Annotated in this window: 14 protein-coding genes; 11 read left to right on the forward strand and 3 right to left on the reverse strand. The window is 72.7% G+C overall.

Going from position 1 to position 13,546, the window contains the following annotated elements; genetic code table 11:
• Together H4W81_RS25280 and H4W81_RS25285 are read left to right on the forward strand one after the other, a co-directional pair.
• On the forward strand, nt 1-663 hold the full coding sequence (locus H4W81_RS25280) for a response regulator transcription factor (protein WP_192777090.1): 663 nt from the start codon (nt 1-3) through the stop codon (nt 661-663).
• A gap of 11 nt (nt 664-674) precedes the next feature.
• The gene (locus tag H4W81_RS25285; RefSeq protein ID WP_318781940.1) at nt 675-1,997 is read left to right on the forward strand and encodes a sensor histidine kinase; all 1,323 of its coding nucleotides are present in this window, start codon (nt 675-677) and stop codon (nt 1,995-1,997) included.
• Nucleotides 1,998-2,062: 65 nt separating this feature from the next.
• Here the strand turns inward: H4W81_RS25285 and H4W81_RS25290 are convergent, their stop codons facing one another.
• A complete protein-coding gene (locus H4W81_RS25290; RefSeq protein WP_225958788.1) occupies nt 2,063-2,986 on the reverse strand; it encodes a TAXI family TRAP transporter solute-binding subunit in 924 nt (307 codons plus the stop codon).
• A gap of 18 nt (nt 2,987-3,004) precedes the next feature.
• The gene (gene urtE, locus H4W81_RS25295) at nt 3,005-3,694 is read right to left on the reverse strand and encodes an urea ABC transporter ATP-binding subunit UrtE (protein WP_192777093.1); all 690 of its coding nucleotides are present in this window, start codon (nt 3,692-3,694) and stop codon (nt 3,005-3,007) included.
• Nucleotides 3,695-4,077: 383 nt separating this feature from the next.
• On the opposite strand from urtE, the gene H4W81_RS25300 reads away from it, so the two are divergent.
• The 7 genes from H4W81_RS25300 (at nt 4,078) to H4W81_RS25330 (ending at nt 10,511) form a co-directional block, all read left to right on the forward strand.
• Nucleotides 4,078-5,613: an endonuclease/exonuclease/phosphatase family protein gene (locus tag H4W81_RS25300; RefSeq protein ID WP_192777094.1), complete on the forward strand. Its 1,536-nt coding sequence runs from the start codon at nt 4,078-4,080 to the stop codon at nt 5,611-5,613.
• 63 nt (nt 5,614-5,676) lie between these two features.
• Nucleotides 5,677-5,979 (forward strand): urease subunit gamma, encoded by a 303-nt coding sequence (locus H4W81_RS25305; RefSeq protein WP_183657785.1) that lies wholly within the window; start codon nt 5,677-5,679, stop codon nt 5,977-5,979.
• Nucleotides 5,976-6,287 (forward strand): urease subunit beta, encoded by a 312-nt coding sequence (locus tag H4W81_RS25310; protein WP_192777095.1) that lies wholly within the window; start codon nt 5,976-5,978, stop codon nt 6,285-6,287. Before H4W81_RS25305 ends, H4W81_RS25310 begins: the two co-directional genes overlap by 4 nt.
• The gene (locus H4W81_RS25315; RefSeq protein WP_192777096.1) at nt 6,280-7,977 is read left to right on the forward strand and encodes an urease subunit alpha; all 1,698 of its coding nucleotides are present in this window, start codon (nt 6,280-6,282) and stop codon (nt 7,975-7,977) included. Before H4W81_RS25310 ends, H4W81_RS25315 begins: the two co-directional genes overlap by 8 nt.
• Before the next feature lie 21 nt (nt 7,978-7,998).
• A complete protein-coding gene (locus H4W81_RS25320; RefSeq protein WP_192777097.1) occupies nt 7,999-8,760 on the forward strand; it encodes an urease accessory protein UreF in 762 nt (253 codons plus the stop codon).
• A 12-nt stretch (nt 8,761-8,772) separates the two neighbouring features.
• The gene (ureG, locus tag H4W81_RS25325; protein ID WP_192777098.1) at nt 8,773-9,444 is read left to right on the forward strand and encodes an urease accessory protein UreG; all 672 of its coding nucleotides are present in this window, start codon (nt 8,773-8,775) and stop codon (nt 9,442-9,444) included.
• 143 nt (nt 9,445-9,587) lie between these two features.
• A complete protein-coding gene (locus H4W81_RS25330) occupies nt 9,588-10,511 on the forward strand; it encodes an urease accessory protein UreD (RefSeq protein WP_192777099.1) in 924 nt (307 codons plus the stop codon).
• A gap of 144 nt (nt 10,512-10,655) precedes the next feature.
• Here the strand turns inward: H4W81_RS25330 and H4W81_RS25335 are convergent, their stop codons facing one another.
• Nucleotides 10,656-11,117 carry a MarR family winged helix-turn-helix transcriptional regulator gene (locus tag H4W81_RS25335; RefSeq protein WP_192777100.1) on the reverse strand — a complete coding sequence of 154 codons (462 nt, stop codon included), beginning with the start codon at nt 11,115-11,117 and terminating at the stop codon, nt 10,656-10,658.
• Between the two features lie 100 nt (nt 11,118-11,217).
• Between H4W81_RS25335 and H4W81_RS25340 the strand changes: the two genes are divergently transcribed.
• Both H4W81_RS25340 and H4W81_RS25345 read left to right on the forward strand, forming a co-directional pair.
• On the forward strand, nt 11,218-12,432 hold the full coding sequence (locus tag H4W81_RS25340) for an MFS transporter (RefSeq protein ID WP_192777101.1): 1,215 nt from the start codon (nt 11,218-11,220) through the stop codon (nt 12,430-12,432).
• Between the two features lie 259 nt (nt 12,433-12,691).
• Entirely contained in the window at nt 12,692-13,177 is a 486-nt protein-coding gene (locus H4W81_RS25345; protein ID WP_192777102.1) for a hypothetical protein, read from the forward strand.
• Nucleotides 13,178-13,546: the final 369 nt, after the last annotated feature.

The following is a 13,546-nucleotide window of genomic DNA, read 5'->3' on the forward strand; positions in this document are numbered from 1 at the left end:
ATGCGAGTTCTCCTGGTCGAAGACGACGACCGGCTCGCGGCCGCCCTGACCACGGCCCTGTCGCGGCACGGTCACCAGATCGTGCGCGCGGGGCTGGCCGTCGACGCCCTCCGCCTGGCGGGGGGCGTCGACTTCGTCCTGCTCGACCTCGGCCTGCCCGACATGGACGGGCTCGAGGCGCTGCGCCGCGTCCGCCGGGTCTCCGCGGTGCCGGTCATCGTGGTGACCGCGCGCACCGAGGAGCGCGAGGTCCTGCGCGGGCTGCGCTCGGGCGCCGACGACTACCTCATCAAGCCGTTCCGTACGGCGGAGCTGATGGCCCGCATGGAGGCGGTCGTGCGCAGGGGCACCCGCCCGATGCCGGCCCGCGACCACGTGGTCACCGTCGGCGACGTCCGCATCGACCTCGAGACGCGTCAGGTCAGCGTCGACGGCGAGACCGTGACGCTGACCAGGCGCGAGTTCGACGTGCTGGCGCTGCTGGCCAGGCAGCCGGGCGTGGTCCGCAGCCGCGAGGAGATCCTCGACGAGGTGTGGGGCGACCCGCTGCTGTCGGCCTCCCGCTCGCTCGACGTGCACGTGGCGGGGCTGCGCGCCAAGACGGGCCGCCCCGGCCTGGTCGAGACCCTGCGCGGCACGGGCTACCGGCTGGGCGGTCAGTGAACGTCAGGTTGGTGGTCACTTTCACCACGCTGATCGTGCTCATGATCGCGGCGCTGGCCGTCCCGCTCGGCCTGGCCTATTCCTCGCACCGCACCAACCGGCTGCTGCTGGACCGGCGCGCCGACGCCACCCGCTTCGCCGAGCTCGCCGACCAGGCGGCCCGCGAAGGTGACCGTACGGCGCTGACCGCGGAGGTCACCCGCTACAGCGACCTGTACGGCGCCGCGGTCGTGATCAAGAACCGCGAGGGCGAGAGCCTCGTCGACGCCGGCGACATGAGCGTCGACACCTCGGCGGCCGTCCGTCTGGCGCTGGCCGGGCAGACCACCGAGGACCTGCCGACGATCAGCCCGTTCGGCCCCTCCCACGTGCTCGTCGCCGAACCGGCCGGCCGCGACGCGCAGCTGTCGGGCGTGGTGCTGCTGCTCGCCCCGACCGCGCAGGCGCGCGCCGACGTGTCGCTGGTCTGGGCGGGTCTCGCGCTCGGCGCGCTGGTGGCGCTCGGCTACTCGGTGCTGGCGGCAAGGGGTCTGGCCAGGTGGATCCTGCGTCCCGTCACCGAGCTCGACCGCACCACGCAGGCCATCGCCGAGGGCCACCTCGACGCCCGCGCGCACCACGGCGTCGGCCCGTCGGAGCTGCGGCGGCTCGAGGAGCGCTTCAACGCGATGGCCGACGCCGTCTCCTCCACGCTCGACCGGCAGCGCGCCTTCGTCGCCGACGCCTCGCACGAGCTGCGCACCCCGCTGACCGTGCTGTCGCTGCGGTTGGAGAACCTGGAGCCGCACCTGCGCAGCGAGGGCACGGCCGAGTTCGAGGAGGCGCTGGCCGAGGTCGACCGGCTGGCCGGGCTGGTGGAGGACCTGCTCGCGCTGGCCAGGGTCGAGGCGGGCGCGGTCACGGGCGAACTCGACAAGGTGACCGAGCTGGCCCCGCGCCTTTCGGGGTGGCGGGAGGTCTACGCCGCCAAGCAGCTCACGCTGGAGCTGCCCGAGTCGCTGGTGGCGCCGGAGGCGGTGGCCAGGATCGCCGACATCGCGCTCGACAACGCCCAGAAGTTCGTCCCCGCGGGCGGCACGGTCACCGTGACCCTGCGCGAGGGGGTGCTCCGGATCGCCGACGACGGGCCGGGCCTGCCCGAGGAGGAGCGGTCACAGGCGGTGGGCAGGTTCTGGCGGGCCGGCGCGCACGCGAACGTGCCGGGCAGCGGGCTCGGCCTGGCGATCGCCGCCGAGCTGGCGAAGGCCTGCGGGGCGACGCTCGCGCTGGAGCGCAACGAGCCGCACGGGCTGGTGGTGGAACTGCGACCGGCCCAGCCGTACACGGAACGGTAGAACCGGCCCAGCCGTACACGGAACGGTAGAACCGGCCCAGCCGTACACGGAACGGTAGAACCGGCTCAGCCGTACACCGAGCGGTAGTAGCGGACGGCGCCCTCGTGCAGGGGCACCGCCCCCGTGCCGATCGCGTAGCGCCGGTCGAGCCGGCCGCCGGGCGCGTCAGGGGCCTCCAGCCGGTCGCGGCTGGCGAACACGGTCTCGGTGACGGAGAAGGCCACGTCGCCGGGGAGCCCCATCCGGCACACGAGGTAGCTGGGCGTGCCGATGGTGGGCACCGGGCCCGGCAGCTCGTACTCCTCGGCGGGGACGATGGCGCTCTCGTACAGCGGGCCGTACGCCCTGCGCAGCGGGGCGACCAGCGAGTCGAGCGGCAGCAACCTGATGGAGCGCCTGGCCCGCGCCAGCGCGGGCGTGGGCACGCCGCCCGACCAGAAGAAGGCGTCGACCCCGCCGGCCGCCAGCGTGGCGAGCGACTCGTCGAGGCCGAGCCTGAAGGTGCGGGCGGGCTCCCCGATCGGCGCCTTCGCCAGCACGCGCTCGGCGGTGAAGGCGGTGCCCGAGCCCTCCGCGCCGATCGACACCGCCCGCCCGGCGAGGTCCTCGATCCGCTGGATGCCGGAGTCCGTGCGCACGACGAGATGGACGTAGTTCATGTACATCCTGGCCAGCGCGGAGACGCGGGTGCGGCGCACCCGCACCGCCTCGTCGGCGCTGTCGGCCAGGGACAGGCCGAGGTCGGCCCGGCCGTCGGCGAGCATCGCGAGGTTCTCGATGCTCGCGGCCGTCCTGACCACCCGTACGGCGAAGCCGCGCCGCCTCAGCTCCGTGGCGAGCCTGGCACCGAGCACTTCGTACGGGCCGCCGCTGGGCCCGGTGGCGAAGCGCAGCTCCGCGGGTGCGTCCGAACCCGTCGCGCAGCCCGCCACGCACCCCGCGGCCAGGCCTGAGGCCATGGCGAGGAAGGCGCGGCGGGTGGAGGGCATGCCCTCCAAGGTATCCGCTCAGACGGCCAGCAGGCGGCTGACCTCCCCTCCGCGCAGTTCCTCCGCCGTGCCGGCGCGCACCACCTGGCCCGCGTCGAGGATGGCGAACCGGTCGGCCAGCCGCAGGGCGAGGTCGAGGTACTGCTCCACCAGCAGCACCGACAGGCCCGAGGCGTGCAGCCGGTCGATCGCCTCCTCGATCTCGATGACGATCGACGGCTGGATGCCCTCCGTCGGCGCGTCGAGGATCAGCAGGCGGGGCCTGGTCACCAGGGCCCTGGCGATGGCCAGTTGCTGTTGCCGGCCGCCCGAGAGGAATCCGGCGGGCCGCTTGAGCAGCGGCTTGAGCCTCGGGAAGATCTCCAGCGCCTCGTCGAGCGCCTCCTTCGGCCCTTTCGCCGCCTCCAGCGTGACCAGCAGGTTGCCGAGGACCGAGAGCTGGGGGAAGGTGTCGTGGCCCTGTGGGACGTAGGCCATGCCCAGCCGTACCCGCTCGTGGGGTTTGAGCCGCGTGATGTCGCGGCCCTCGAAGGTGACCGATCCGGCCGTGGCGGGCAGCACGCCCATCACGGTGTTGAGCAGCGTGGTCTTGCCGACGCCGGTGCGTCCCATCACGCAGACGAGCCGGCCTGGATCGACCTGGAGCGACACTCCGAACAGGACGCGTGCCCTGCCGTACCCCGACTCAAGATCCTGCACCGACAGCATCGATCGGCCTCCTTCCGGGATGGACCTCCTGGACGCGCGGGTCGGCGCGGACGATCTCGTGCTCCTTCCTCCCCACCAGGCACTGCCCCGCGAGAAAACGTGCCCCGCCGTCGGCTCGGTCAACCCGGTGACCACGTCGATGAGCGCGACACACACCGCCCTTTCCTCCTCACCGAGATATGCCCAGGAGGGGGATCGGGCCTGATTTCGCAGGTAGGTCGCGAACGTTGATGAAGCATGACGCAGGCCTGCGCGCACTTGTCCAGACAAGCTGTGCACGCTTGTCCAGCTGGAGATGGCAACGGGCTAGCCAGACTGTGTACATCTGGTCTTTACTTGCCCGCGAGACGCTTCTCCCGCTCATCTACGGACAAGGAGCCTCCATGCGCCTCGCCATCGCCGCCCTCACGGCTCTGGCCCTCACCGCCACGCCCGCGGCCGCCTGGGCCGCCCCCGACGGCACGCTGACCCCCGCCTCCGCCTCGGTGACGGCGGGCGATCCGATCACGTTCACCTACTCCACCCCCGCGCCCGACCCGAAGAACTGGATCGGCCTCTACACCGACCCGGGCAACGGCCCCGTCGACCAGAAGTACGTCGGACCCTCGCTGAAGTGGGTCTACATCCCAGGCGGCAGCGGCACGGCCAAGCTCGACACCGACGGGCTCGAGCCCGGCGACTACGTCGCCTACGCCCTGGCCAAGGACGGCTATGCCTGGCTCGCCCAGCCCGCCAAGCTGAGGATCGTGAGCAACGAACCCATCCGCTTCGTCACGCGGTCGATCCCACTGCGCAACGCCCGCGCCAGGAGCCCGTACACGGCCACCGTCCGCGGGCTGGTCAGGGGCGCGGTCTCCGGCTTCCGCAAGGTCGCGGGCCCCGACTGGCTGACCGTCGGCCAGGACGGCACGATCACCGGCACCCCGCCCGCCGCGGCCGCGGCCAAGACGGCCACCGCCACCGTCGAGGTGAAGGGCGCCGCGGGCGACAGCGCCACCGCGGACGTCAGCCTCGAGGTCAGGCCGCCCGGCGCGCCGCTGGTGCCCGAGCTCAAGACGCTGAGCTGGAACCTCTGGCACGGTGGCAGCCAGGTGCGCGGCGGCAGGGAGAAGCAGCTGAAGTTCCTGCTCGACCGCGACGTCGACGTGGTCGGCTTCCAGGAGAGCAGCGGCACCTCGGCCAAGGATCTCGGCGAGGCGCTCGGCTGGGACTACTACCAGGCAGGCGCCGACCTCGGCTTCATCAGCCGCTACCCGATCACGTCGCGCGGCCCGCTGCCGTCGGAGTCGGGCCTGCCCGGCTCGAACGTGAAGATCGCGATCGACGAGCGCCGCGGCACCGAGGTGTCGGTATGGAACGTCCATCTCGGCTACACCCCCTACGGCCCCTACGACGCGTGCTTCGGCAAGTACTCGATCGACCGGCTGATGGCCAGGGAGGCGCAGTCGGGCCGCACCCCGCAGATCCAGAACGTCGTCAAGGCGATGGCCGCCGACCTGGAGTCCGCCGACCGCACCCCCGTGCTGCTCATGGGCGACTTCAACGCCCCCTCGCACCTCGACTGGACCCCCGCCACCAGGAAGTGCGGCTACGACTCGGTGGCCTGGCCCACCTCCGTCGTCCCCGAGCAGGCCGGGCTGCGCGACTCCTTCCGCGTCGCCCACCCCGACCCCGTCGCCGAGCCCGGCATCACCTGGTCGCCGGTCTACCCCACGTTCACCGGCGGCTACGGGCACGACTCCCACAAGGGCGAGCCCGAACCCCAGGACCGCATCGACTTCATCCACTACAAGGGCGGCCTCGAGGTGGCGAGCTCGGCCGCGGTGGTCGAGGGCACGCCCGCCGCGATCCCGAACCACAAGGACAACGCCTGGACCTCCGACCACGCGGCGGTGCTGACGGTGTTCACGCTCTCGTAGCCCGAAACCTCGCCGACATGGTCGCGCAACGCCCAGGAAACCGCGCGTTCCTAGTGTCCGGCCATGCGGCTTACCCCACACGAGCAGGAACGACTGCTCATCCACGTCGCCGCCGGCGTCGCGCGCGACCGCCGGGCCAGAGGCCTGCGGCTCAACCACCCCGAGGCCACCGCGCTCATCGCGTCGTTCCTGATGGAGGGGGCCAGGGACGGACGCACCGTCGCCGACCTGATGCAGGCGGGCCGGCAGGTGCTGGCCCGCGCCGACGTCATGGACGGCGTGCCGGAGATGCTGGAGTCGGTGCAGGTCGAGGCGACCTTCCCGGACGGCACCAAGCTGGTCACCGTCCACCGGCCGATCCCGTGATCCCCGGCGAGTACGAGCACCCGTCAGGCGCCCTCCCGCTGAACCCGGGACGGCCGCGCCTGACGGTGCGCGTGGTCAACACCGCCGACCGGCCGATCCAGGTCGGCTCGCACTACCACTTCTCCGCGGCCAATCCCGGGCTCGACTTCGACAGGAAGGCGGCCTGGGGCATGCGTCTCGACGTCCCCGCCGGCACCGCGGTCAGGTTCGAGCCCGGCGTCGAGCGCGACGTGACGCTCGTGCCCCTGGCGGGGCGGCGGATCGTGCCGGGACTGCGTCCCGAGTGGGCGGGGCCGCTCGATGTCTGAGATCTCCCGCGCCCGCTACGCCGCGCTGTACGGCCCGACCACGGGCGACCGCATCAGGCTCGCCGACACCGACCTGTTCATCGAGGTCACCGAGGACCGCTCGATGGGGCCCTCCGGCGCGGGCGACGAGGCGGTGTTCGGCGGCGGCAAGGTGATCCGCGAGTCGATGGGCCAGGCCCGCACGACCCGTGCGGAGGGCGCCGCCGACCTGGTCGTCACCGGCGCCGTCATCCTCGACCACTGGGGGGTGATCAAGGCCGACGTCGCGATCAAGGACGGCCGGATCGCCGCCATCGGCAAGGCGGGCAACCCCGACACCATGGACGGCGTCGACATCGTCATCGGCCCCTCCACGGAGATCCTCGCGGGCAACGGCAAGATCCTCACGGCGGGGGCGGTCGACTCCCACGTCCACCTGATCTGCCCGCAGATCCTCACCGAGGCGATCGGCTCGGGCGTCACCACGATCGTCGGCGGCGGCACGGGACCGGTCGAGGGCACCAAGGCGACCACGGTCACCGGCTCCTGGTACCTGCGCCACATGCTGGAGTCGCTCGACTCCTTCCCCGTCAACGTCGCGCTCCTCGGCAAGGGCAACACGGTCAGCACCGAGGGCCTGCTCGAGCAGTTGCGGGCCGGTGCCTCCGGCTTCAAGCTGCACGAGGACTGGGGCACCACCCCTGCCGCGATCGACGCCTGCCTCTCGGTGGCCGACGCGACGGGCGTGCAGGTGACCATCCACACCGACACGCTCAACGAGGCGGGCTTCGTCGAGTCGACGCTGAAGGCTATCGGCGACCGGATGATCCACGCCTACCACACCGAGGGCGCGGGCGGCGGGCACGCCCCCGACATCATCCGCGTGGCCGCCCACCGCAACATCCTGCCGTCCTCCACGAACCCGACCAGGCCGCACACCGTCAACACCCTCGACGAGCACCTCGACATGCTCATGGTCTGCCACCACCTGAGCCCGTCGATCCCCGAGGACCTGGCCTTCGCCGAGTCGCGGATCAGGCCGGCCACGATGGCCGCCGAGGACGTCCTGCACGACATGGGCGCGATCTCCATGATCGGCTCGGACTCCCAGGCCATGGGCCGCGTCGGCGAGACGATCATCCGTACCTGGCAGACCGCGCACGTCATGAAGAGCCGCCGCGGCGGCCTCGACGACAACCTCAGGGCCCGCCGCTACGTCGCCAAGTACACGATCTGCCCGGCGATCGCGCACGGCCTCGACGCCGAGGTGGGCTCGGTCGAGGTGGGCAAGCTGGCCGACCTCGTGCTGTGGGAGCCCGCGTTCTTCGCCGTGAAGCCCGCGCTGGTGCTGAAGGGCGGCGTCGTCGCCTGGGCGCAGATGGGCGACGCCAACGCCTCCATCCCCACGCCGCAGCCGGTCATGCCCCGGCCCATGTTCGGCGCCTCGCCCGTCACCGCCGCCGCCACCTCGCTCCACTTCGTCTCGCCCCTCGCGCTGGAGTCGGGGCTGGCCGACCGGCTGGACGTGCGCCGCCGCCTCGCCCCCGTCGCCGACGTACGGCGGCGCGGCAAGGACGCCATGCCGCTCAACGACGCGCTGCCACGGATCGAGGTCGCGCCCGACACGTTCGAGGTGCGGGTCGACGGCGAGCTGATCGAGCCCGCGCCCGCCGTGGAGCTGCCCATGGCCCAGCGCTACTTCCTGTTCTGATGCGCGGGTGATGAGCTTCCGATGAGCGCCGCCACCCTGCTTCTGCTCGCCGACTCGCGCCTGCCCGCCGGTGGCCACGCCCACTCGGGCGGGGCGGAGCAGGCGGTCAGGACGGGGGCCGTCCACGACCTGACGTCGCTGCGCGCCTTCTTCTCGGGCCGCCTCCACACGGCGGGCCTGATCGCGGCGGGCCTCGCGGCCGCGGCCTGCCGTACCGCCCAGCTTCCGGCAGCCTCCCCCGAAGAACCCCAGCCAGCCTCCAGCGGGGTGGGCTCCCGGCCCACGACCACGTCGGCTGGGCAGACCGGGCCGAGCGGCGCCCCATCCGCCCCCATGACCTGGCCCGACCTCGACGCCGAGGCCGACGCGCTCACCGCCTCCCCCGCCCAGCGCGAGGCCAACCGGCAGCAGGGCAGGCTCCTGCTCAGGGTCGCCAGACGCGTGTGGCCGTCACCGGTGCTGGAGGAGCTGGCGCGCGCCGTACCGAACCCCCATCACCCCGTCGCCCTCGGCGCGGTGGCGCACGCGGCGGGGGCGACGCCGGCCGAGGCCGCCCTGGCGGCCGCCTACCACGCGGTGGCGGGACCGGCCACGGCCGCGGTGCGCCTGCTCGGCCTGGACCCCGTCGAGGTGCACCGCCTGCTCGCCGACCTCGCCCCCGACCTGGAGGCCGTGGCCGGAAGGGCGGCGGCGGCCGACCGACCGCCCGCCACGTCCGCCCCGGCACTCGACCTGCTGGCCGAACGGCATACGCGGGCCGACCTCAGGCTCTTCGTCTCCTAGGAAAGGATCGCCATGGGCGCCAACCACGAGGATCACCACCACGCACCCGACGGCCACGGTCGCGCCCTGCGCCTGGGCGTCGGCGGGCCGGTCGGCAGCGGCAAGACGGCCCTGGTCGCGGCGCTCTGCCGGGCGCTCGGCCCTGAGCTGCGCCTCGGCGTGGTGACCAACGACATCTACACCACCGAGGACGCCGACTTCCTGCGCAGGGCGGGCGTGCTCGACCCCGAACGCATCCTCGCCGTGGAGACCGGCTGCTGCCCGCACACCGCGATCCGCGACGACATCGCCGCCAACCTCGACGCGGTGGAGACGCTGGAGGAGCGGTTCGGCCCACTCGACCTGGTGATCGTGGAGAGCGGCGGGGACAACCTGACGGCGACGTTCAGCAGGGGGCTGGCCGACGCGCAGATCTTCGTGCTGGACGTCTCGGGCGGGGACAAGGTGCCGCGCAAGGGCGGCCCGGGCGTCACGACGGCCGACCTGCTCGTGGTCAACAAGACCGACCTGGCGCCGCTGGTGGGCGCGGACCTCGGCGTGATGGAGCGAGACGCGGCGGCCGTACGGGAGGGCAGGCCGGTGCTGTTCACCTCCATCAGGCGGGACGGCGGCGCGAGCGAGGTGGCGTCGTGGGTCGCGGAACGGGTCCACGCCTGGTCCCACGAGCACACCCCTGTCGCCTGATGCAACCCACCCCGGCCACCCGACCCCCTCACCCCCCTCCGGCCGCCCAGCCGACACCCACCTTCGCATCGGACCCGTCTTCGAAACCGGGACTCGCGTCGAGCCTGCGGGTGGCGTCAGGCGGCGGGGTGGGGCGGCGGGCGATGCGGGCCAGTGCGGTCGTGGCCACCGCGTTGTCAGGCGGACGGACCATCCTCCCCGTCCTGCGCTCCGACCCGCCGCTCACGCTGCGCCAGACGGACCCGCACACCGTCCATCTGGTCTCCACGGCGGCGGGCCCGCTCGGCGGCGACCACCTCGCACTCGACCTGGACGTCGCGCCCGGCACCCACCTCGAGATCGGCTCGATCGCGAGCACGCTGGTACTGCCGGGCGAGGGCGAGTCGCTCTTCGTGGTCACCGCCCGCGTCGGGGAGGGCGCGCTCCTGTCGTTCACCCCCGAACCGACCGTGCTGGCCGCCGGTTGCGCGCACCGGATGGAGGTGCGCCTCACGCTGGCCGAGGGCGCGCGGGTCCGCTGGCGCGAGGAGATCGTCTTCGGCCGGTACGGCGAGGCGCCCGGCCGCTGCGTCGCCAGGTTCGACGCCACGGTGGAGGGACGCCCGTTGTTGCGCCAGGAGCTCGCCATCGGCGACCCCGCGCTCGACGGCTCCCCAGCGGTCTACGGTCCAGCCCGCTGCATCGGCACCACCCTCCTCACCGCTCCCCCACACCGAACCACCCCGGAGATCTCCCCTACCGCACTGCCCATAGAGAAAATCCCCGCCGGGGACGCCGCCTCAGCGATCATCTCTTCGGAGGACATCGCCTGGGGAGGTGTTGCTCCCGAGGGTGTTGCTCCGGGGAGTGCCACACCGGGGAGTGCCATCACACCGGGGAGTGCCACTTCGGGAGGTGTCGCTTCAGGGGGTGTCGCTTTGAAGAGTGGCGCCGGGGGGAGCGTCGTCGCGGAGGGCGTGGCCGTGCTGCCGTTGGCGGGGCCTGGGGTGCTCGTCTCCGCCCTCGCCGCCGACGCGGTCGAGCTGCGCCGCCGCCTAGACTGGGGCGAGGCTCAAACCGCCTGGTGACCCCCCAGACGCCCAGCCCACCGCTCACGCGAACCCAAAGCATGGCAACAGGAGGCGGCTCCCGGAAGATCCCCAGGAGGCGGTCCCGAGAGAGGGTCAGGAAGCGTCCAGGTGGTGGCTCAGGGTGCCATCCCCGGAGGTTGCTCAGGCCGGGGTGGGGAGCTGGGGCCAGGTGGAGTCCAGGGCGCGGACCGCTGCCACGAGTGGTGCCAGTTCCGGGTGTCGTTCGGCCTCGTCCAGCGCCTCCTGCAGCGCCTTGTCGTTGGTCGGACGCGCCCTCTCGAGCAGCTCCCGCCCCGAGGCGGTCACATCGGTGTAGATGCCGCGCCGATCCGTCGCGCACAGGTACCGCGTCAGCAGCCCCCGGTCCTCCAGCCGCGCCACCAGCCTGGTCGTCGCGCTCTGGCTGAGCCCCAGCGCGTCGGCGAGCTGGTTCATTCTCAGGTGCCCGCCCTCCCCCGAGTGCTGCCCGCTGAGCAGCAGCATCGCCGAGAACTCGCGCACGCTGAGCTCGTGCGCCGTCTGCAGAGCGCGCTCGACATGGGCGTCGATCCGGTTGTGCAGCGCGGACAGCGTGCACCAGCTCTGCGCGAGAAGGTTCGACATGCCTCCAGGATACCTCCACCACGCAAAAGCACGCGTTTGCATTAACCCGCGTGTGCAATTATTGTGAGCGCATTCCACTCTTCTACTCGGGGGATCTGACATGCCCATCGCACTCCTGGCCCTGGCCATCGGCGCCTTCGGGATCGGGACGACCGAATTCGTCATCATGGGGTTGCTGCCCCAGGTCGCCGCCGAGTTCGGCGTCTCCATCCCGACGGCCGGATACCTGGTCACCGGATACGCCATGGGCGTCCTCATCGGCGCTCCCTTCATGACCCTTCTCGGCACCCGCGTCTCCCGCAAGCACATGCTCATGGCGCTGATGGGCATCTTCGTCGTGGGCAACCTGCTCTCGGCCATCGCCCCGGCCTACGGCGTCATGCTCGCCGGACGGATCGTGGCCTCCCTGGCCCACGGCGCGTTCTTCGGCATCGGCTCGGTGGTCGCGGCCAACCTGGTCGCGCCGCAGAAGCGGGCCAGCGCGATCGCGCTGATGTTCACCGGGCTCACCGTGGCCAACGTCGTCGGCGTGCCACTGGGCACCCTGCTCGGACAGCAGGCCGGATGGCGTCTCACCTTCGCCGTCGTCGCCGCGCTCGGCGTGATCGCGGTGATCGGCGTCGCGCTGCTCGTCCCCGCCGACAAGAACCCCGGCACCCTGAAGACGGCGCGTACCGGACTCGTCCGCCGCGAGGTGGCCGCCCTCCGCGACGTCCAGGTGCTGCTCGCCATGGGGATGACCGTGCTCGGCTTCGGCGGCGTCTTCGCCGCCATCACCTACATCGCGCCCATGATGACCGAGGCCGCCGGGTTCGGTGAGTCCGGCCTCACGTGGATGCTCGTCCTGCTCGGCGTCGGCATGGTGATCGGCAACCTGGTCGGCGGACGGCTCGCGGACCGCGCGCTGATGCCCCTCCTCTACGTCTCGCTGGCCGCGCTCGCGGTGGTGCTCGGACTGTTCACCTTCGCCGCGTACTCCCAGGTCGCCTCGGCCGTGGCCGTCCTGCTGATCGGCACCCTCGGCTTCGCGACCGTGCCGCCGCTGCAGAAGCGGGTGCTCGACCTGGCATCCGGCGCGCCGACGCTCGCCTCGGCGGTCAACGTGGGCGCCTTCAACCTCGGCAACGCCCTGGCCTCGTGGCTCGGCGGACTCGTGATCTCCGCCGGGCTCGGGATCACCGCCCCGAACTGGGTGGGCGGACTGCTGGCGGGCTCCGCGCTCGTGCTGGCCGTGATCTCGGGGCTGCTGGAGCGCAGGCAGGCCCACCGCCCGGTCAGCACCCCCGCCGGGGTGGCCGCCGTCGAAACCGTCTGACCGGCGAAACCCTCCCGCCCGCGGCGGCCGCCAGCACCGGCCGTCGCGGGCGGACCGCTGTGACGCCACAACAGCAAACCCGCCACCCGAGCGAACAACCCACCACCGCAGCCGGCCCCAACGAACCCCTCACCACAGGCCGACCTCAACGAACCCGCCACCGCCACGGCGCCGCCCGCCGTGCAGGCGAGTGGCGCCCTGACGGTGGTGACGGTCGTGTGATCGGGATCTGGTGGCGGTCCCGGCGTATCGTGAGGGCGTGGCCGACACCCATCCTCGCCCCCGCAGGCGGGGCCTCGCCGTCGCCGTCGTCCTCTCGGGCCTGCTCCTCGCCTTCACCGCGCTGCTCCCCTGGGCCGGCATCGACGCCAGGCTCGACCTGCTGGGCGCCGGGCTCAGCCAGGACGTCCGTGGCGTCGACGACCCGTTCGGCGTCTACACGCTCGTCGCGGGACTGGCCGCCGCCGCGTTCGGCGTCGCCGGCCTGCTGCGCGGCCGCTTCCTGACCGCGCTCGCCGCCCTCCCGGGGGCGACGGCGTGCGCGCTGCTGGTGGTGTACGTCGCCGACCCGCGCGGCATCGGCGACCGGGTGGCGGTCGATCTCGGCGTGCTGTCGATCGAGCCGGGCCTGCGCGCGGGCTGGTTCGCCGCCCTGGCCGCCGCGCTCGCGGTGACCGTCCTCGCCCTGCTCTGCCTCACCCGCGCGCCCCGGCCCGCGCCCGAGTCCCCATCCCGCCGCGCCTGAGTCCTGACCCCCATCCCGTACGGCAAGCCACCGATAGGCCACCGTGGTCACCGCCGGCCACCCGTCCATCACGCCACTCCAGCAGAACTCCGGCGCGCCGCCGCAACGTCGCCCGCAAAACCACATGGTCGATCTCCTCGAACACCGCGCCGGCGAACTCCGGACGGGCCTCGAGCCCCGGCCACACCCATGTGACCTCGGTGCCGGCGCTCTCGGTGCCGGCGCTCTCGGTGGTAGCGCCGTGCATCCCGACCAGGTCGGACGCGCAACGCCCAGAGAGACCCGAGCGCGACGCCCGGCAGAAACCCGAGAGAGACACCCCGCAGAGAGCCGAGCGAGACGCCCGGCAGTGAGCCGGGCGTCTCGCGG

The sequence above is a fragment of the Nonomuraea africana genome (assembly GCF_014873535.1).
Taxonomy (GTDB): Bacteria; Actinomycetota; Actinomycetes; order Streptosporangiales; family Streptosporangiaceae; genus Nonomuraea; species Nonomuraea africana.

Coding starts and splice junctions, on each gene's coding strand:
- H4W81_RS25315 (WP_192777096.1), top strand. CDS start 6,280: ATGTCTGAGATCTCCCGCGCCCGCTACGCCGCGCTGTACGGCCCGACC.
- H4W81_RS25300 (WP_192777094.1), top strand. CDS start 4,078: ATGCGCCTCGCCATCGCCGCCCTCACGGCTCTGGCCCTCACCGCCACG.
- H4W81_RS25320 (WP_192777097.1), top strand. CDS start 7,999: ATGAGCGCCGCCACCCTGCTTCTGCTCGCCGACTCGCGCCTGCCCGCC.
- H4W81_RS25330 (WP_192777099.1), top strand. CDS start 9,588: ATGCGGGCCAGTGCGGTCGTGGCCACCGCGTTGTCAGGCGGACGGACC.
- urtE (WP_192777093.1), bottom strand. CDS start 3,694: ATGCTGTCGGTGCAGGATCTTGAGTCGGGGTACGGCAGGGCACGCGTC.
- H4W81_RS25280 (WP_192777090.1), top strand. CDS start 1: ATGCGAGTTCTCCTGGTCGAAGACGACGACCGGCTCGCGGCCGCCCTG.
- H4W81_RS25305 (WP_183657785.1), top strand. CDS start 5,677: ATGCGGCTTACCCCACACGAGCAGGAACGACTGCTCATCCACGTCGCC.
- H4W81_RS25335 (WP_192777100.1), bottom strand. CDS start 11,117: ATGTCGAACCTTCTCGCGCAGAGCTGGTGCACGCTGTCCGCGCTGCAC.
- H4W81_RS25340 (WP_192777101.1), top strand. CDS start 11,218: ATGCCCATCGCACTCCTGGCCCTGGCCATCGGCGCCTTCGGGATCGGG.
- H4W81_RS25290 (WP_225958788.1), bottom strand. CDS start 2,986: ATGCCCTCCACCCGCCGCGCCTTCCTCGCCATGGCCTCAGGCCTGGCC.
- ureG (WP_192777098.1), top strand. CDS start 8,773: ATGGGCGCCAACCACGAGGATCACCACCACGCACCCGACGGCCACGGT.